Source organism: Vogesella urethralis, assembly GCF_007644045.2.
Classification (GTDB): Bacteria; Pseudomonadota; Gammaproteobacteria; order Burkholderiales; family Chromobacteriaceae; genus Vogesella; species Vogesella urethralis.
This window is the reverse complement of record NZ_VMDW02000098.1, coordinates 225234-243229: the sequence shown is the minus strand read 5'-3', so window position 1 is coordinate 243229 and position 17996 is coordinate 225234. Positions and strand designations below refer to the sequence as shown.

Genomic DNA, 17996 nt, shown 5'->3' with positions numbered 1-17996 from the left:
CGTGCCGGCATTCTACGCCGACGCGGGCTGCACCAGCAAAGCGGCAAAGCGGCGCAGCAGTGCGGCAGCCTCCGGCGTGGGGCACACCCCGGCGGCCAACTGCTGTGGCTGCAGGCCGTCGCGTTCCAGCGCCGGGGCGGCCACGTGGATCAACTGCCGCGTGGCTTCGGCGTCGAACTCGGGGTGGAACTGCAGGCCCCAGCTATTGCCCAGGCGGAAGGCGTGGTGCGGCTCCCAATCGTTGCTGGCCAGCGGAATGCCCCCCGGTGGCAGCTTCAGCACTGTCTGCCAGTGAAAAGCGTTAGCGGCAAAACGCGGCGGCAGCTCGCCCAGCAACGGGTCGTCGGCAGCGTGCTCGTGGCGCCGGATATGCACCGAGCCCACTTCCGGCCCCTGCGGGTGATAACCGACCTCGCCGCCCAGTGCGTGCGCCAGCAGCTGGTGACCGTAACAGATGCCCAGCAGCGGCAGCTGCGCCGCGTGCGCCTGGCGCAGCCACGCCGCCGTCGCCTCGCTCCACGGCAAACGGTCGCTCACCATCGCCAGCGAGCCGGTGATCACCGCGCCGGCCACGCGCTCTACCGGCGGCAGCGTCTCGCCCGCCGCCACCCAGACCACCTGCCAGCTGCCCGGCGTCTCGCCCATTTCGCGCACGATCCAGTCTTCGAAACGGCCGCGGTGGTCGCGCACCGGGCTGCCGGGTTCGCCGGTCTTGATGATCAGTTTCAGCTTCATGCTCAGTCTTTCATCGGCAGGCCAAAGTGCGTGTACGCCAGTGCCGTGGCCATGCGGCCCCGTGGCGTGCGCTGCAGATAGCCTTGCTGGATCAGATAGGGTTCGATCACGTCTTCGATGGTGTCGGTGGATTCGCCAATGGCCGCCGCCACGTTGTCCAGCCCCACCGGCCCGCCACCGAACTTGTCCAGAATGGCCTGAAGCAATTTGCGGTCCATCACGTCCAGGCCGGCCGGGTCCACGTCCAGCATCGCCAGCGCGGCGTCGGCCACCTCGGCGCTGACTACGCCGTTGGCGCGTACCTCGGCGTAATCGCGCACCCGGCGCAGCAGGCGGTTGGCAATACGCGGCGTACCACGGCTGCGGCGGGCCACCTCGAAGGCGCCGTCGTCGGCCAACTCCACGTTCAGCAGACCGGCCGAGCGGGTGACGATGCGCGTCAGCTCCTCGGCGTTGTAAAACTCCAGCCGCGCCACGATGCCGAAACGGTCGCGCAGCGGGTTGGTCAGCATGCCGGCGCGGGTGGTGGCGCCGATCAGCGTGAACGGCGGCAGGTCGATCTTCACCGAGCGCGCGGCCGGGCCTTCGCCGATCATGATGTCGATCTGGTAATCCTCCAGCGCCGGGTAGAGGATCTCCTCCACCACCGGGCTGAGGCGGTGGATTTCGTCGATGAACAGCACGTCGTGCGGTTCCAGATTGGTCAGCAGCGCCGCCAGGTCGCCGGCGCGTTCCAGCACCGGGCCGCTGGTCTGGCGCAGATTGACGCCCATTTCGCGCGCCACAATGTGCGCCAGCGTGGTCTTGCCCAGGCCCGGCGGGCCGAACAGCAGCACGTGGTCCAGCGCCTCGCCACGCTTTTTGGCGGCCTCAATGAAGATTTCCAACTGCTCGCGCGCCTTTTTCTGGCCCACGTACTCGTCCAGTAGCTTGGGGCGTAGCGCGCGCTCCAGCGCCTCTTCCTGCTCGGAAGCACGTTGCGGGGTGACGATGCGGCGCTCGGGTGCGCCGCCGATCAGGTTATCGGTCTGGATCATGGCGAAATCGGTAACAGGCAATGGGCTGATGTTACCACTGCAAGCAGGCTGCTGCGGCCAACGTTGGCCGCAATAGCCGGGCCATACCAGACCGTGCGTGCCCGACGTTACGGCAGCGTCGGTTTGTCCAGACGCTCGGCCAGTGCGGCGGCCAGCTGGGCTTTGTCCGCTACCCGCACCGCCAGTGCCCGGGCTGCGGCGCGCTGCGTCTCGCTCATCTGGCTGTCAATCCTTTCGTGATACCAGATCGAGTCCCCCTGGTCGTACAGCAATACGGCAAGTGCGTAAGCCATCGGCAGGTCTTGTGCCACATGCTCGCCAGCGTGGAAAAACTCGCGCAAGGTCGTCAGAGCGCCCTCGTGCTTGTTCAGTGCCGCCTCCCGGTACCAGTGCAGCATCTGGCGCTCGTCACGCGCGCCCCCCCAACCGTAGCGGTAGATACGCGCCAGCTCGTACTGGGCGGTGGCATGCCCGTGCCGGGCCGCTTGCTGATACCACAGTCGCGCCTGGCGGGCGTGGTACGGGTCGTTCTCGCCCAGCTCGGCGTGGGTTTCTGCCAGCGCCAGCATGGGCAGTACCCAAGGCTCCATTGCTGCCAGACGCCACCAGTACAGCGCCTGGCCTACATCGCGTGGCACGCCGTCGCCCAGAAAGTAGCTGAGCCCGAAGTTGTACTGACTAACACTGTTGCCTGCGCGAGCGGCCTGTTGCCACAAGGCAAGCCCGGCGGCCGGGTCCCGCCATTCCGCAGGGCCGTACTGGTAGATAGCGCCCAGGTTGTTCATGGCCATATCATCCCCCTGCGCGGTGGCAGCACGATACCAGCGTACTGCTTCCGGCAAATCCTTCGGCCCGGCCAGCCCGGCATGCAGCATCATGGCCAGCATTCTCTGGGCGACGACATCACCGGCTGCGGCGCGGGCCGGTAGCGCGCGCCGGATGGCGGGGCTTGCCTTGGGCGTGAAGAACACCGTGCCAAAGCGGCCATTCAATATCAAAATGCCGTCCACCTGCTCAAGCGTCAACCAGCGGGCTCGCCGCGTCTGTAGCGACTTTCGGTCATCAATCGTGCGCACCCAGTCTGCGGCGATCTCGTCACCTGCCGCGGCGGCCGTCTCAAAATCCTGTTGTGCCTGTACATAATCTTGCCGCTGGTACGCCTGTATGGCACTCGTCAGGTCTGCCCAGGCGGGCAAGGCCAGCCCGCACAGGCCCAAGGCCAGCCATCGACGCAGCGGCATGTTACCGCCCGCCCTTGCGGCCGCCGCCGTTGCCGGGCTTCAGGCGGATGGACACGCCGCCACGGCCGCTGCTGGCCTTGTGCACCTCGAACCAGCCGGATTTCACCACCAGGTCGGATAGCTTGGCAAAGCCGTAGTTGCGCGGGTCGAAATCCGGCATCCACTGCCCCAGCAGGCTGCCAACGCCACCCAGGTCGGCCCAGCCTTCGTCGTCGTCCATGCTTTCGATACCCTTCTGGAACTGCGCGCGCAGCTTCTTATCCAGCGGGCGCAGTACGCGGCTGGCCTGCGCGGCCTTACCACTACTGGCAGCTTCCCCTTTGCCGCCGGCGTCGTCTGCTTTGGCCGTCTCGTCGGCCAGCGCCAGCACCTCCACGTACACGAACTTGCTGCAGGCGTTGACGAAGGCGGCCGGGGTTTTCTCCTCGCCAAAGCCCCACACTTCCAGCCCGTCTTCGCGCAGGCGGGTGGCCAGGCGCGAAAAGTCGCTGTCGCTGGAGATCAGGCAAAAGCTCTGGTAGCGGCCGGAGTGCAGCATGTCCATGGCGTCGATCACCAGCGTGATGTCGGACGCGTTCTTGCCCTTGGTGTTGGGAAACTGCTGGATGGGGTGGATGGCAAAGCGCGCGCACAAGTCGCGCCAGGCCTTGTCGTGGCGGCTGAAGTCGCCGTACACGCGCTTGAGCGCCAGCACGCCCAGCTTGCCGGCTTCTTCCAGCACGTCTTCTATCCAGGCGGGCGACACATTGTCGGCGTCGATCAGCACAGCTACGTTGGGCATGGGGTGTCCTTGCAGGTAAGAGTTGAATGCTTAGCGGCCGCCGGCCACGTCCAGCAGGTGGCCGGTGGTAAACGAGGCCTCGTCGGACAGCAGCCACAGGATGGCAGCCGCCACTTCTTCGGGTTGGCCGCCACGCTGCATCGGGATGCCGGCCTTGACGCGGTCCACACGGCCCGGCTCGCCGCCATCGGCGTGCATGTCGGTGTAGATAAAGCCAGGGCGCACGCCGTTGACGCGAATGCCCTCGGCGGCGACTTCTTTGGCCAGGCCCAGCGTCAGCGTGTCCAGCGCGCCCTTGCTGGCGGCGTAATCGACGTACTCGCCGGGCGAACCCAGCCGCGCCGCCGCCGACGATACATTGACGATAACGCCGCCCTGCCCGCCCAAGCGGGTGGACAGCCGGCGTACCGCCTCGCGGCAGCACAACAGCGGCCCCAGCACATTGGTGGCCAGCATGCGCTGCCAGCGCGCCACGTCCATGTCGGCCAGCGGCATTTGCGGCGCCAGCACGCCGGCGTTGTTCACCAGCGCCGACAGCGGCCCCAGCGCGGCCTCGGTGTCGGCAAACAGGCGCAGCACGTCGGCTTCGCTGGCCACGTCGCCAGCCAGTGCCACTGCGCGACCGCCATCGGCGCGGATGGCGTCTACCACCGCCTGCGCGGCATCCCGCTGGCGGTGATAGTTGACCGCGACCGCCCAGCCACGGGCTGCGGCCAAGCTGGCGGTAGCGGCGCCGATACCACGGCTGGCACCGGTAATCAGCAGCACTTTCTGCATAGCGGCTTTAGCCTTTCATCAGGTTCTTCAGCGCCAGGCGCACGCCGTCGCTGACGGTCACGTCCAGCGGCAGGCCCTTGGTGGCGGCAGCGGCTTCCTTGTCGTTGTAACCCAGCGCCAGCAGGGCGTTAACGATATCGCTCTTGTCGTCCGGGGTGGCGGCAAACGGCAGGCCGCCGGGCACGGTAAGGTTGCTGCCGCTGGCCAGCTTGCCGCGCAGCTCCAGCACCAGACGCTCGGCGGTTTTCTTGCCGATGCCGGGCACGCTGGACAGGCGCTTCAGGTCTTCGCTGGCCACTGCCACCGCCAGCTCGTCGGTGCTCATGCCGGACAGGATGGCCAGCGCGATCTTGGCGCCGATGCCGCTGACCTTGATCAGCTGGCGGAAGGTTTCGCGCTCGTCGCGGCTGGCAAAGCCGTACAGCAGATGGGCGTCTTCGCGCACCACCAGATGGGTGAACAGCGTGGCTTTCTGGCCCAGCGCCGGCAGCTGGTAAAAGGTGGTCATGGTGACATCGACGTCGTAACCGACGCCGTTGACGTCCACGGTGATTTGCGGCGGCAGTTTTTCGATAAGCGTACCGCTGAGTCGTCCGATCATGGGCTGTCTTTCACAAGGTTGGCCGCAGCCACAGGCTGGCGGCCAGCAACAAAGGGTAGAGGTTGGCCGCCATGATAGTGGGAATGATGGCGGCGCGCAGTTGCCGTTGCTGCAAGGCACGCCAGGCGCGCAGGTACAGCGGCAGCAGGCACAGCTGCCACGGCTGCCCGGCGGCCAGCGGCAAAGCCAGCGCCAGCCCGGCCAGCAGCAGGTAGCCGCGCACCGCGGCCGGGTGGTCCAGGCGCACCACCCAATGGCGCTTGCCGGCCAGCGCGTCGGCGTCGCGGTCGGGAAACTGGTTGGCAAACAGCAGCAAGGCGGCGGCCACGCCGTAACCGGCGGCCAGCCACGGCAGCCCGGCCGGCCAGGGCGCCTGCAATACCTGCAGCGCGCCCAGCGGCAGCAGGGCAAAACACAGCGCCACCGTCAGTTCGCCCAGGCCACGGCTGTTCAGGCGCAACGGCGGGGCGGAATAGCCCCAACCCAGCACCACGCCCGCCAGGCCGGTATAGAACAGGCCGGTACCGGCTTGCCACACCAGCCACAAACCGCCCGCGCTCACCAGCGCAAACAAACCACCGGCTAGCCACGCCATCTGCCGCCGGCTCAGCACACCGGCCTGGATGAAACGGCTGCCGCCGGTAAACGGGTATTCGCGTTGCAGGTTGGCCGCGTCGCTGCCGTTGTCGTGGTCGGCCACGTCGTTGATCACGTTTACGGCAGCGTGGCACAGCAAGGCCAGCAACAGCGCCAGCAGCGCCTGCGGCCAACCTTGCGCCAAGGCCTGCGGGCCGGCCATGGCCAGGCCCAGCAGCACGCCGCCCAGCGTCAGCGTCAGGAAAGCCGGGCGCGTGGCCAGCAGCCAGCGCGCCGGGTGCGCCAGCAGCGCGGACAAGTCGGTTTCAGCTTGATGGGTCGTGGACAGATGCATGACGGGGCCTCGGCCGGTTCATTCTTGCAGCATACGATAAGGCGGGATGGCGGCAAAACCGGTGCGCATGCTCAGGCCAGGCGCCAGCCGCCGTGGGCGCCCGCCACGCCGGCCAGCACCGCCGCCAGGCTCAAGCCCAGCAGCACCACGTGCAGCCACTGCACCCGCGCCATGGTGCCCGCCGGGTCGCGCTGCGCACGCTGCTTCAGCCAGCGGTGCACGATAAACGGCTCCAGCACGAACAGCATCAGGAAGAACGGCAGCCAGGCGGCGATCATCAGGTGCAGCCAGCCGGTATCGCGCAGCCGCGCCCAGCTGTCGGTGCTGTGCAGCATCCAGCCGGCACTGGCCAACCCCAGCAGCACCCAGAAACGTGCCTGGGCGCCGAAGCGGTGCTCCACGTCTTCGAACATCGCGTATTGCTGGTCAGCGGGAAAACGGCGGCGGATGGCGGGGATCAGCACGGTGGTGACAAAGCCGACGCCGCCCACCCACATTACGATGGCAAGGACGTGCAGCGCACGGGCAAGGGCGTAGTCGTTCCACATGGCAGGCTCCGGCAAACAAGGTTGGCCGCAGTATGCCGCCAGCGCGCTGCGCCGGCCTTGGCCTGGCTCAAGCCCCGGGCGACTACACCAACCGCCCGCCGCGCACTTTGTAGCCCAGCTTGGCCAGCTTGCCGACTGCGCCACCGCTATGGTTGGCGTGCGTCAGCGCTACCGCCAGCGCGTCGGCGGCGTCGGCCTGCGGCGTGCCGGACAGGTTGAGCATGGTCACCACCATGAACTGCACCTGTTCCTTCGGCGCCTTGCCCTGCCCCACCACCGATTGCTTCACCTGCAGCGCGGTGTACTCGGCCACCGGCAGGTCCTTGATCACCAGCGCCGTCATGCAGGCGCCGCGCGCCTGGCCCAGCATCAGCGTGGCGGCGGGGTTGACGTTGACGAACACCTGCTCCAGCGCCGCCTCGGTGGGCTGGTAGGTGTCGATGACCTGATGGATGGCGTTCACCAGCACCTTCACCCGCTCGGCGAGGCTGGCGCCCTGCGGCGTGCGGATAGCGCCGGACGCCACGTAATGGCGCTGGTTACCGACGATGTCGATGACCCCGAAACCGCAGATACGGCTGCCGGGGTCGATGCCCAGAATGCGGCGCTTCACGGCTGCGCCCAGCGGCGCGCGATGGCGTCGGCCTCGGCCAGCCGTTCCGGCGTGCCCACGTCCAGCCACAAACCGCGGTGCGCCTGGCCGCTCACCTGCTGCTGTGCCATCGCCGTGCGCAGCAGCGGTGCCAGCTTGGCCGGCTGCCCGGCCGGGGTATGCGCAAACAGCGCCGGGTGATACAGGCCGATGCCGGAAAAGGTCAGCCCTTCGCCATCGGCCGCACTGGCGCTGACGCCACCCTCCGGCAGCAGGCCGAAATCGCCGGCCGGGTTGTGCGGCGGGTTAGTCACCAGCAGCAGGTGCGCCAGACGGCGGCTGCCGTCCAGCGCGGCCAAGGTTGGCCGCAAGGCGGCAAAGTCCACGTCGGTCAGCACGTCGCCATTCACCACCACAAACGGCGCGCTGCCCAGCAAGGGCAAGGCGGTAGCAATGCCGCCGGCGGTTTCCAGCGCCGTGCTTTCTGCCGAGTAGGCCAGGCGCACGCAGTAGCGGCTGCCGTCACCCAGCGCCGCCTCGATCCGGCTACCCAGCCAAGCGTGGTTGATGACGATCTCGGTAAAGCCGGCGGCGGCCAGGCGCTGGATATGCCACACGATCAGCGGCTGGCCGCCCACGTCCAGCAGCGGCTTGGGGGTGTGGTCGGTCAGCGGGCGCATGCGTTCGCCGCGCCCGGCGGCCAGGATCATCGCGCGCATGGCTTACTGGTCCGACGCGATGCGGGTGTGGCTGAACACCGACTGGATGCTGTCGTCGTTGTCCTCTTCGTCCAGCCCCACCAGATCAGCCAGCAGCTGGAACAGCGGCAGCAGCTCGCTGTAACGACGGGTGGCTTTCTTGAGGTAACGCAGGATGCGCGGGATCTCGTCCAGGTACTGCGTCTTGCCGTCGCGGTGCGCCAGGCGGGTGAACAGGCCGACGATCTTCAGGTGGCGCTGGATGCCGGCCCACTCGAAGTCGCGGTAGAAGTCGTCGATCTGCGCCGGTACCGGCAGGCCGGCAGCGCGGGCTTTTTCCCAGTAGCGCACCACCACGTCCAGCACGAACTCTTCATCCCAGCCGATGTAGGCGTCGCGCAGCAGCGACACCAGGTCGTAGGCGATGGGGCCGTACACCGCGTCCTGGAAGTCCAGTACCGCCGGCTGGCCAGGGGTGAGCATCAGGTTGCGCACGGTGAAGTCGCGGTGCATGAACACCTTGGCCTGGGCGTCGATGGCTGGCAGCAGCACGTTGATGCCGGCGTCCCACAGCTTGCGCTGCGAGAAGGTCAGCGGCTTGCCCAAGGCCTTGGTGGCGTACCACTCCGGCAGCAGGTTGACCTCGCGCAGCTGGAAGGCGCGGTCGAATTCGGGCAGCACGCCCGGCTGGCTGAGCTTCTGGATGGCGATCAAAGTATCTACGGCTTCCAGCAGCAGGTGCTTGTGCACCAGCGGGCGCTCGTCGTGCTGCAGCGCGGCCAGATAGGTGATCTTGCCCATGTCCTGCAGCAGCATGAAGCCTTGCCCGGCGTCACGGGCGTAAATGGCCGGTACGTTGGCCGCCGGCGCCAACAGCTCGCGTACGCTGACAAAGCTGTCGGTGTTTTTGTGCTCGGGCGGCGCGTCCATCACGATGCGGGTGCTGCCGTCGGGCAGCGTGGCACGGAAGTAGCGGCGGAAATCGGCATCCGCGGCGGCAAACTCGACGGTCACGTCCTGACCGGGAAACTGCGTGGCCAGCCACGCCTTGAGGGCTTCTAGTCGCTGCATAGTCGCGTATATCAGTAAATTGGGTACAATGGGGCGATTGTAACCGCTTTGCCCGGCCCTCAACACGCGCCGGGCCAAACTGCCCGATGCCGCCACGCTTCCGCCTCTCGCCGCTGTCTGCGGCACTGCTTCCGCTGTTCTTCTGCACGCTGGCCCAGGCCGACACCCTGCCTGTCGGCAGCCTGCACGTCGAAGCCGACAAGATCGACGGCCAGATGAACCAGGTACTGAAAGCCGAAGGCCAGGTTCGCGCCGAACGCGACGGCCAGACCTTCGAGGCAGACTGGCTGGAATACTACGTCGACAAGCAGTATGTACGCGCCGGGCAGCGCGCGGTGATGCGCCAGGCCGGCAGCACGGTGGAAGGCGACAATCTGGAAAGCTACCTCGACCTGGACACCGGTAGCGCCGACAACGCCGCGTTCTCGTTCAAGGACAACGGTCGCACGCTGCGCGGTAACGCCGAACGGCTGACCATGCAAGGCAAAGGCCAGTACCGGCTGCAAAAAAGCCGTGCCAATACCTGCGACCCGAACGACGATTCCTGGTACCTCAAAGCGGGCACCATCGACCTGGACTACGGCAGCAACCTAGGCGTGGCGCGCCATGCCCGTATCGAGTTCCAGGGCGTGCCCATCCTGTACACGCCGTGGATCGACTTCCCGCTGGACGGCAACCGCAAGAGCGGCCTGCTGTTCCCCACCGTCAAGACCGGCAGCGACGGCCTGCAGGTCAGCGTGCCTTACTACTGGAACATCGCCCCCAACTACGACGCCACCATCACGCCGTCGTTCATGGCGCAACGCGGCACCATGCTGGGGCTGGAGGGGCGCTACCTGAAGCCGGATTACAGCGGCAAGATCAGCACCGAACAGCTAGACGACAGCAAGCTGGGCAAAAAGCGCTACCTGTGGCAGTTCACCCACCAGCACAGCATCAACTCGCAGCTGGGTTTCAGCCTGAACGGCACCACAGTCTCGGACGACAACTACTTCAAGGATTTTGGCGACCGCGCCAGTGCGGCGGCCAACGTCAACCTGGAACGCGTCGCCACCCTGAGCTACAACCCGGGCTGGGCCAGCTTTACCGTCAAGGCACAGCGCTATCAGACGCTGCAGGACAGCACAGGCAGCGTGGACGTGCCATACGCCCGGCTGCCACAAATCGTCGCCACCAGCAGCCAGCAGCTGGGTAGCCTGCGCGCCAACCTGGAAAGCGAGCTCACCCGCTTCTCGCACGACAAAAAGCAAGAAGGCGTGCGTACCGTGGCCTACCCCAGCGTCAGTTGGGCGCTGGAACAGCCGTGGGGCTTCCTGCGCCCCAAACTGGGCCTGCACTACACACAGTACCAGCTGGACAGTTTCGGCAGCCAGACATCACGCAGCCTCAGCCGGACGCTGCCGATTGCCAGCGTGGATAGCGGCCTCACCTTCGAGCGCGATAACACCTTGCACGGCCGCAGCATGACCCAGACGCTGGAACCGCGTTTGTACTACGTGTACATCCCCAGCAAGGATCAAAGCACGCTGCCCAACTTCGACACCTCGGAAAACGACTTCAACTACGCCCAGCTGTTTACCGAGAACCGGTTTTCCGGTTATGACCGCATCAATGCGGCCAACCAGATTACCGCCGCCGTCACCAGCCGCATGCTGGATAACGAGAACGGGGCGGAACGCCTGCGCGTGGCCATTGGTCAACGCTTTTATCTGGACCGCAGCAATACCACGCTGTCCGGCACCACCACCCAACGTACCCAGGACGGCTCCGACCTGCTGCTGACACTGGGCGGCGATCTCAACAACGCCCTGCGTCTGGACAGCAGCTACCAGTACAACCAGACACTGGACAAGACCGAACGCTACAATGTGCAGCTTCGTTACCATCCGGCAGAAGGCAAAACCTTCAGCGTACGCTACCGCTATGGCCGTGATGAAGTCGTCGGCACCAGCAGCCAGCGCGACGTGCTGCGCCAGGTGGATATCGCCGGCCAGTGGCCGATAGCCCGCCGCTGGTACGCTGTGGCACGCCAGAACTACTCGCTGCGCGACCGCAAACCGCTGGAACAGCTGCTGGGCGTGGAATACAACCAGGGCTGCTGGAGCACCCGACTGGTCGCCCAGCGCTACGTCACCGACCTGACGCAGACCAAAAACGCCGTCTTCCTGCAACTGGAACTGAAAGACCTGAGCAGCATCGGCAACAACCCACTGGAGACGCTGCGCCTGGCCATCCCGGGCTACAGCAAGATCAACGAGACTGCAGACCAACCATGAAGAAGCTCATCCTCGCCGCCTGCCTCAGCGCCAGCCTTGCCGCACCGGCACTGGCCATCAGCACCGTCGACCGCATCGTGGCGGTGGTGAACAACAGCGTCATCACCCAGGCCGAACTGAACCAGCGCGTGCAACAAGCCCAGGCCAACCTGCAACGCCAGAACATCGATGCGCCAGCCGCCGCCGTGCTGCAGCGCCAGGTACTGGACATGATGATCAACGAACAGCTACAGACGCAGTACGCCAATAACAACGGCCTGCGCATCGGCGAGCTGGAGATCGACCAGGCACTGAACAGCATCGCCCAGCAGAACAAGACCGATCTGGCCGGCCTGCGCAGCCTGCTGGAAAAAGAAGGCAGCAGCATCGCCAAGCTACGCGAGCAACTGCGCAGCGAGCTGCTGCTGGAGCGCATCCGGGAGCGCGAGGTCAGCAGCCGTGTCAACGTCACCGACCAGGAAGTGGCCCAGGTACAGCAGACCACGGCCGGCATCAGCCGTGTCGAGTACCGTTTGTCCGCCATCCAGGTCAACATTCCGGAACGTGCCACCCCGGCACAAGTGGAAGAACGCCGCCAGAAACTGCTGAAAGCACGCGACGAAATCACAGCCGGCAAGCCGTTTGCCCAAGTCGCTGCCGCTTATTCCGAAGCGCCGAATGCCATGCAGGGTGGCGACCTGGGCTGGCGTAACGCCAGCGCTCTGCCGCAAGACTTCATCCAGTTGCTCAATACGCTGCAGGTAGGCGGCGTGACCGACCTGGTTCGTGCCAGCGGCAGCCTGTACCTGTTCAAGCTCACCGACAAGCGTGACGGCAGCGGCCCGCAGTACGTGAAGCAGTACAAGGTACGCCACATCCTGATCAAGACCAACGAAGCCACCTCTGACGCCGACGCCTACGCCCGCATCCTGCAAGTACAGGATCGCCTGAAGCGCGGTGCCAAGTTCGAAGACATGGCGCGCCAGTTCTCCGAAGACGGCTCCGCCGCACTCGGCGGCGACCTGGGCTGGGTCAACGAAGGCGATACCGTGCCGGAATTCGAGCGCACCTTCCGCCAGATGGCCGCCAACCAGATCAGCGAACCGGTGAAAACCCCGTTTGGCTGGCACCTGATCGAACTGGACGAAGTCCGCAACCAAGACGTGTCCAGCGACCGCGAAAAACTGCTGGTGAAACAGCAGATCCGCCAGCGCAAGATAGAACAGAGCTACACCGACTGGCTGGAACAGCTGCGTGCCGGTGCCTTCATCGACGACCGTCTGGTCGAGAAATAAGCCGCCCTCCCCATCACGCCAAGCCGATCCCGTATCGGCTTTTTTTACGGAGCCCGCCATGAGCCACCCCCGCCCCGTGCTTGCCATTACCGCCGGCGAACCCGCCGGCATCGGCCCCGACCTTGTGCTGCGCCTGACCGAGCTGGCACTGCCGGCGCGGCTGGTGATCGTGGCCGACAAGACGCTGCTGCACACCCGCGCCGCCCAACTGGGGCTGGACGTGACGCTGCACGACTACCAACCACACGCGCCGGCGCCCGGCAACGGACTGGAAGTGCTGCACGTGCCGCTGGCGGTGCCGGCGGTAGCCGGCCATCTGGACGCGGCCAACGGTCGCTACGTGCTGGCCACGCTGGACACCGCCATCAACGGCTGCGTGCGCGGCGAGTTTGCCGCCATGGTGACCGCGCCGGTGCACAAGGGCGTCATCAACGACGCCGGCGTCGCCTTCAGCGGCCATACCGAATACCTGGCCGAGCGCACCGCCACCCCGCGCGTGGTGATGATGCTGGCTGGCGCCGGCATGCGCGTGGCGCTGGCCACCACCCACCTGCCGCTGCGCGAGGTGGCCGACGCCATCACCCGCGACAGCCTGCGCGAAGTCATCGGCATCCTGCACGCCGACCTGGTAGGCAAATTCGGCCTCGCCGCGCCGCGTATCCTGGTGGCCGGGCTGAACCCGCACGCCGGCGAAGGTGGCCATATGGGACGCGAGGAAATCGACGTCATCACCCCGGTGCTGGACGAACTGCGCGCCGACGGCATGCAACTGATCGGCCCTTTGCCGGCCGACACGCTGTTCAACCCCGACAAGCTGGCCACGGCCGACGCCGTGCTGGCGATGTACCACGACCAGGGGCTGCCGGTGCTGAAGCACGCCAGCTTTGGCGCCGGCATCAACATCACGCTGGGGCTACCCATCATCCGCACCTCGGTGGACCACGGCACGGCGCTGGACCTGGCAGGCAGTGGCCGTGCCGACCCCGGCAGCCTGTTTGAGGCTTGCCAGCTGGCTAGCCAACTGGCATGGCAGCACGGCTAAGCCGGCACGATTCGCGCCACCCATCTGCCAATGCAGCACAAATTGCCCCGTTATGTAATTGCGGCGCTACATTCTTGCGCCGCCTTTCGATAAATAGTATCCAATCGACAATCGCGGAATAACCCTGACGTTCGCGGCATTTTTCGCGCCGCAACATTTCGGCTACTATTTCGGGAATTATCCAAAACTTGCCGAAGTTCAGGGACATATGAGCACCACCACCCAGCAGCGTGTGCGGGAAATTCCGTACAACTACACCTCGTATTCGGATCGCGAGATCATCATCCGCCTATTGGGCGAACCCATGTGGCAACTGCTTGAAGAACTGCGGGCAGAGCGGAAAACAGGCCGCTCTGCCCGTATGCTTTTCGAGGTACTGGGTGACATCTGGGTGGTGGACCGCAACCCCTACCTGGTAGACGACCTGCTGGACAACCCGCAGCGCCTCACCGCGCTGGTGGGCGCACTGCGCCACCGCCTGGGCGAAGTGGAAAAACGCCGCGACGGTAACGAAAAGGTTGGCCGCATGATCGCCGCCGCCTACGCCGCGGTAGACAGCTTCGAGCAGCAGTTTGGCGAAACCCGCGAACTGCGCGCCGCCATCCTGAAGCGCCTGGGCAAGATCACCCGCCGCGACAACATCCTGTTCGACGGTCTGGCCCGCGTCTCGCACGTGACCGACGCCACCGACTGGCGCGTAGAGTACCCGTTCGTGGTGCTGTGCCCGGATACCGAGGCCGAGATCGCCCCGCTGGTAAAAGCCTGTATCGAGCTGAAACTCACCATCATCCCGCGTGGCGGTGGTACCGGCTACACCGGCGGCGCCGTGCCGCTGGACCGCCGCAGCGCCGTGATCAACACCGAAAAACTGGACCGCCACCTGGGCGTGGAATTTGTCGAGCTGCCCGGCCTGGACGGCAAGCGTGCCACCATCCAGTGCGGCGCCGGCGTGGTGACCGCGCGCGTGGCCGAAGCCGCCGGCGCGGCCGGCCTGGTGTTTGCCGTGGATCCGACCTCGGCTGAAGCGTCCTGTATCGGCGGTAACATCGCGATGAACGCCGGCGGCAAGAAGGCCGTGCTGTGGGGGACCACGCTGGACAACCTGGCCAGCTGGAAGATGGTAGACGCCGACGGCAACTGGATGTTTGTCGAACGCATCGGCCACAACTACGGCAAGATCCACGACGTGGACACCGCCACCTTCCGCGTCACCCGCCTGCAGGACGACGGCAAGACCGTCATCAGCAGCGAAGAGCTGGTGATCCCGGGCAAATCGTTCCGTAAAGTGGGCCTGGGCAAGGACGTCACCGACAAATTCCTGGCCGGCCTGCCTGGCGTACAGAAGGAAGGCACCGACGGCATCATCACCAGCGCGCGCTTTGTGCTGCACCGCATGCCGGCGCACATCCGCACCGTCTGTCTGGAATTCTTCGGCACCGTGGCCGAAGCCACGCCGGCGATTGTGGAAATCACCGATTACTTCAAGCCGGGCGGCGCCGGCCTGGTGGCCGGCGTGCAGCTGGCCGGCCTGGAGCACCTGGACTGGCGCTACGTTCGTGCCGTGGGCTACGCCACCAAGGCCAAGGGCCGTGGCCGGCCGAAGATGGTGCTGATCGCCGACATCGTGTCCGACGATGAAAACGCGGTGGCCGAAGCCGCCAGCCAGGTGGTGCGTTACGCCAACGCCCGCCGTGGCGAGGGCTTTATCGCCGTGACCCCGGAAGCGCGCAAGAAATTCTGGCTGGACCGCAGCCGCACCGCCGCCATCGCCCGCCACACCAACGCTTTCAAGATCAACGAAGACGTGGTGATTCCGCTGGACCGCCTGGGCGATTACAGCGACGGCATCGAACGCATCAACATCGAGCTGTCGATTGCCAGCAAGATCAAGCTGCTGGACCAGCTGACCGAGTTCTTCCACGGCCGCCTGCCGGTGGATACCGAAGGCGGTACCGTTTCCGCCGACGAGCTGATCGGCGACCGCCGCGAAACCGCGCTGGAGCTGATTGGCGCCGTGCGTACCCGCTGGCAGTGGCTGCTGGATAATCTGGACAGCCCGCTGGCCGACTACACCGCAGGTTGGCCGCAAGCGGTGCTGGAAGACGACGGCGCCGACCCGGCCGCCAGCGTGTTCATCGCCATGCGCGACTTCCGCCTGCGCGTGAGCTGGAAGCGCGAGCTGCAAGGCGAGCTGCTGGCGCTGTTTGCCGGCAAGGCCGACAGCACCATCACCGAAGCCATCCACCTGATCCAGCAAAAAGTGCTGCGCGGCCGTGCCTTCGTGGCGCTGCACATGCACGCCGGCGACGGTAACGTGCACACCAACCTGCCGGTGAACTCCGACGACTACGAGATGCTGCAAACCGCGCACCGTGCGGTGGAGCGCATCATGAAACTGGCGCGCAGCCTGAACGGCGTCATCTCCGGCGAGCACGGTATCGGCATTACCAAGCTGGAATTCCTGACCGAAGAAGAAATCCAGCCGTTCCGCGACTACAAGGCCCGCGTCGACCCCAACGGCCACTTCAACAAGGGCAAGCTGCTGCCGGGCGCCGACCTCAGCATGGCCTACACACCGTCGTTCTCGCTGCTGGGCGCCGAATCGCTGATCCTGGAGCAATCCGACATCGGCCAGATTTCGGATATGGTGAAAGACTGCCTGCGTTGCGGCAAATGCAAACCGGTGTGCTCCACCCACGTGCCGCGCGCCAACCTGCTGTACAGCCCGCGCAACAAGATCCTGGGCGTGGGCCTGCTGACCGAAGCCTTCCTGTACGAAGAACAAACCCGCCGCGGCGTCAGCCTCAAGCACTTTGAAGAGCTGTCCGACGTGGCCGACCACTGCACCGTGTGCCACCGCTGCGTGAAGCCGTGCCCGGTGAAGATCGACTTCGGCGACGTGTCGGTCGCCATGCGCAACTTCCTGCGCAAGACCGGCAACAAGAAGTTCAACCCCGGCACCGCGCTGGGCATGGCCTTCCTTACCGCCAAAGACCCGGCCACCATCAAAGGCATCCGCGCCGGCCTGGTGGGCGGCGCCTACAAGCTGCAGCGCCTGGGCAACAGCCTCGGCAAGAAGCTGGGCCTCACCGGCAGCCAGACCGCGCAACCGCCGGCCACCATCGGCAAACCCGAGGTCAAGGCGCAGGTCATCCACTTCATCAACAAGCCGATGCCGGGCGGCCTGCCGAAGAAAACCGCGCGTGCGCTGCTGGACGTGGAAGACGCTAACGTGATTCCGGTGATCCGCAATCCGAAGGTCAGCGAAGACGCCGAAGCGGTGTTCTACTTCCCCGGCTGCGGCTCGGAGCGCCTGTTCAGCCAGGTGGGCCTGGCCACCCAGGCCATGCTGTGGCACGTGGGCACCCAGACCGTGCTGCCGCCGGGCTACCTGTGCTGCGGCTACCCGCAAACCAGCGCCGGCTACAAGGACAAGGGCGACGAGATCACCACCGAGAACCGCGTGCTGTTCCACCGCATGGCCAACACGCTGAACTACCTCGACATCAAGACCGTGGTAGTCAGCTGCGGCACCTGCTACGACCAGCTGGCCAACTACCGCTTCGAAGAGATCTTCCCTGGCTGCCGCATCATCGACATCCACGAATACCTGATGGAAAAAGGCCTGAAGCTGGACGGCATCGGCGGTCAGAAGTACATGTACCACGACCCCTGCCACACCCCGATGAAGGCCTACCAGCCGATCAAGGTAGTCAACGAGCTGATGGGCGGCGGCGTGGTGCAGAACGACCGTTGCTGCGGCGAATCCGGCACCTTTGCCGCCAGCCGCCCCGACATTGCCACCCAGGTGCGCTTCCGCAAGGAAGAGGAAATCAACAAGGACCTGGCCAAGGTCGGCGCCAGCGACAAGCCGGTGAAAATCCTCACCTCCTGCCCGTCCTGCCTGCAGGGTCTGAGCCGCTACAGCGACGACACCGGCACCCAGGCCGACTACATCGTGGTGGAGATGGCCAAGCACATCCTGGGCGACAACTGGATGAAAGAGTACGTCGACAACGCCCGTAACGGCGGTGTGGAGCGCGTGCTGCTGTAAGCCAGCCACGTTGGCCGCAAAGCGGCGTGCCGGTGCTTTCCAGGCCGGCACGCCAATGCCGTCAGTTAAACAACCGGTACTTTTTTCCGCCAGATAGCGTGTAGACGAAGCGCCCTATCCCGTTGGCGCGAGCCGGGCAAAACGGTACGCCCCAGGTTTTAAGACGCCGATTTGTTTGAGCCCTGAGCCGTTAGCGAGGGGCGAGTTCGGCGGCGCCTGGGGCGTGCCTTTTTGCACGGGGTTTCGAGCAGCCCCGGGTCGGCGGGGATTGCAAAGGGGGCGACGACTCGCCCCCTTTGCCCGTCTGCCGGGCGGAACCGGCATCTTGAATATCGTCC

General features: G+C 65.7%; 15 protein-coding genes. 4 read left to right on the top strand and 11 right to left on the bottom strand.

The window, feature by feature from the left end:
- Positions 1-12 precede the first annotated feature (12 nt).
- From FLQ03_RS12500 to amgK, 11 genes are all read right to left on the bottom strand, one after another.
- On the bottom strand, positions 13-735 hold the full coding sequence (locus tag FLQ03_RS12500; RefSeq protein WP_144371066.1) for a glutamine amidotransferase: 723 nt from the start codon (positions 733-735) through the stop codon (positions 13-15).
- Positions 736-737: 2 nt separating this feature from the next.
- Entirely contained in the window at positions 738-1772 is a 1035-nt protein-coding gene (gene ruvB, locus FLQ03_RS12495; protein WP_144371065.1) for a Holliday junction branch migration DNA helicase RuvB, read from the bottom strand.
- A 107-nt stretch (positions 1773-1879) separates the two neighbouring features.
- The gene (locus FLQ03_RS12490) at positions 1880-3013 is read right to left on the bottom strand and encodes a tetratricopeptide repeat protein (RefSeq protein WP_144371064.1); all 1134 of its coding nucleotides are present in this window, start codon (positions 3011-3013) and stop codon (positions 1880-1882) included.
- A gap of 1 nt (position 3014) precedes the next feature.
- Positions 3015-3794: an NYN domain-containing protein gene (locus FLQ03_RS12485; protein ID WP_144371063.1), complete on the bottom strand. Its 780-nt coding sequence runs from the start codon at positions 3792-3794 to the stop codon at positions 3015-3017.
- A gap of 30 nt (positions 3795-3824) precedes the next feature.
- Positions 3825-4571, bottom strand: coding sequence for an SDR family oxidoreductase (locus FLQ03_RS12480; protein ID WP_144371062.1), 747 nt, complete (start codon positions 4569-4571; stop codon positions 3825-3827).
- Positions 4572-4578: 7 nt separating this feature from the next.
- On the bottom strand, positions 4579-5172 hold the full coding sequence (gene ruvA, locus FLQ03_RS12475; RefSeq protein ID WP_144371061.1) for a Holliday junction branch migration protein RuvA: 594 nt from the start codon (positions 5170-5172) through the stop codon (positions 4579-4581).
- A 10-nt stretch (positions 5173-5182) separates the two neighbouring features.
- Complete coding sequence (locus FLQ03_RS12470; protein WP_144371060.1) at positions 5183-6103, bottom strand: prenyltransferase; 921 nt, start codon at positions 6101-6103, stop codon at positions 5183-5185.
- Positions 6104-6174: 71 nt separating this feature from the next.
- Positions 6175-6651: a hypothetical protein gene (locus FLQ03_RS12465; protein ID WP_144371059.1), complete on the bottom strand. Its 477-nt coding sequence runs from the start codon at positions 6649-6651 to the stop codon at positions 6175-6177.
- Between the two features lie 82 nt (positions 6652-6733).
- Positions 6734-7264: a crossover junction endodeoxyribonuclease RuvC gene (ruvC, locus tag FLQ03_RS12460; RefSeq protein ID WP_144371058.1), complete on the bottom strand. Its 531-nt coding sequence runs from the start codon at positions 7262-7264 to the stop codon at positions 6734-6736.
- Positions 7261-7962, bottom strand: coding sequence for an N-acetylmuramate alpha-1-phosphate uridylyltransferase MurU (murU, locus tag FLQ03_RS12455; RefSeq protein WP_144371057.1), 702 nt, complete (start codon positions 7960-7962; stop codon positions 7261-7263). Before murU ends, ruvC begins: the two co-directional genes overlap by 4 nt.
- Positions 7963-7965: 3 nt before the next feature.
- Positions 7966-9012, bottom strand: a complete 1047-nt coding sequence (gene amgK, locus FLQ03_RS12450) for an N-acetylmuramate/N-acetylglucosamine kinase AmgK (protein WP_144371056.1) — start codon at positions 9010-9012, stop codon at positions 7966-7968.
- A gap of 86 nt (positions 9013-9098) precedes the next feature.
- Here amgK and FLQ03_RS12445 point away from each other — a divergent pair, with 86 nt between their 5' ends.
- The 4 genes from FLQ03_RS12445 (at position 9099) to FLQ03_RS12430 (ending at position 17658) form a co-directional block, all read left to right on the top strand.
- Positions 9099-11288, top strand: a complete 2190-nt coding sequence (locus FLQ03_RS12445) for an LPS-assembly protein LptD (RefSeq protein ID WP_144371055.1) — start codon at positions 9099-9101, stop codon at positions 11286-11288.
- A complete protein-coding gene (locus FLQ03_RS12440) occupies positions 11285-12562 on the top strand; it encodes a peptidylprolyl isomerase (protein ID WP_144371054.1) in 1278 nt (425 codons plus the stop codon). Before FLQ03_RS12445 ends, FLQ03_RS12440 begins: the two co-directional genes overlap by 4 nt.
- Before the next feature lie 58 nt (positions 12563-12620).
- Positions 12621-13604, top strand: coding sequence for a 4-hydroxythreonine-4-phosphate dehydrogenase PdxA (gene pdxA / locus FLQ03_RS12435; protein ID WP_144371053.1), 984 nt, complete (start codon positions 12621-12623; stop codon positions 13602-13604).
- A 208-nt stretch (positions 13605-13812) separates the two neighbouring features.
- A complete protein-coding gene (locus FLQ03_RS12430) occupies positions 13813-17658 on the top strand; it encodes a DUF3683 domain-containing protein (RefSeq protein ID WP_144371052.1) in 3846 nt (1281 codons plus the stop codon).
- Positions 17659-17996: the final 338 nt, after the last annotated feature.

Bases quoted from the DNA above. Each gene is read 5' to 3' on its own strand.
- FLQ03_RS12500 (WP_144371066.1), bottom strand. From the start codon at position 735: ATGAAGCTGAAACTGATCATCAAGACCGGCGAACCCGGCAGCCCGGTG.
- ruvB (WP_144371065.1), bottom strand. From the start codon at position 1,772: ATGATCCAGACCGATAACCTGATCGGCGGCGCACCCGAGCGCCGCATC.
- FLQ03_RS12490 (WP_144371064.1), bottom strand. From the start codon at position 3,013: ATGCCGCTGCGTCGATGGCTGGCCTTGGGCCTGTGCGGGCTGGCCTTG.
- FLQ03_RS12485 (WP_144371063.1), bottom strand. From the start codon at position 3,794: ATGCCCAACGTAGCTGTGCTGATCGACGCCGACAATGTGTCGCCCGCC.
- FLQ03_RS12480 (WP_144371062.1), bottom strand. From the start codon at position 4,571: ATGCAGAAAGTGCTGCTGATTACCGGTGCCAGCCGTGGTATCGGCGCC.
- ruvA (WP_144371061.1), bottom strand. From the start codon at position 5,172: ATGATCGGACGACTCAGCGGTACGCTTATCGAAAAACTGCCGCCGCAA.
- FLQ03_RS12470 (WP_144371060.1), bottom strand. From the start codon at position 6,103: ATGCATCTGTCCACGACCCATCAAGCTGAAACCGACTTGTCCGCGCTG.
- FLQ03_RS12465 (WP_144371059.1), bottom strand. From the start codon at position 6,651: ATGTGGAACGACTACGCCCTTGCCCGTGCGCTGCACGTCCTTGCCATC.
- murU (WP_144371057.1), bottom strand. From the start codon at position 7,962: ATGCGCGCGATGATCCTGGCCGCCGGGCGCGGCGAACGCATGCGCCCG.
- amgK (WP_144371056.1), bottom strand. From the start codon at position 9,012: ATGCAGCGACTAGAAGCCCTCAAGGCGTGGCTGGCCACGCAGTTTCCC.
- FLQ03_RS12445 (WP_144371055.1), top strand. From the start codon at position 9,099: ATGCCGCCACGCTTCCGCCTCTCGCCGCTGTCTGCGGCACTGCTTCCG.
- FLQ03_RS12440 (WP_144371054.1), top strand. From the start codon at position 11,285: ATGAAGAAGCTCATCCTCGCCGCCTGCCTCAGCGCCAGCCTTGCCGCA.
- pdxA (WP_144371053.1), top strand. From the start codon at position 12,621: ATGAGCCACCCCCGCCCCGTGCTTGCCATTACCGCCGGCGAACCCGCC.
- FLQ03_RS12430 (WP_144371052.1), top strand. From the start codon at position 13,813: ATGAGCACCACCACCCAGCAGCGTGTGCGGGAAATTCCGTACAACTAC.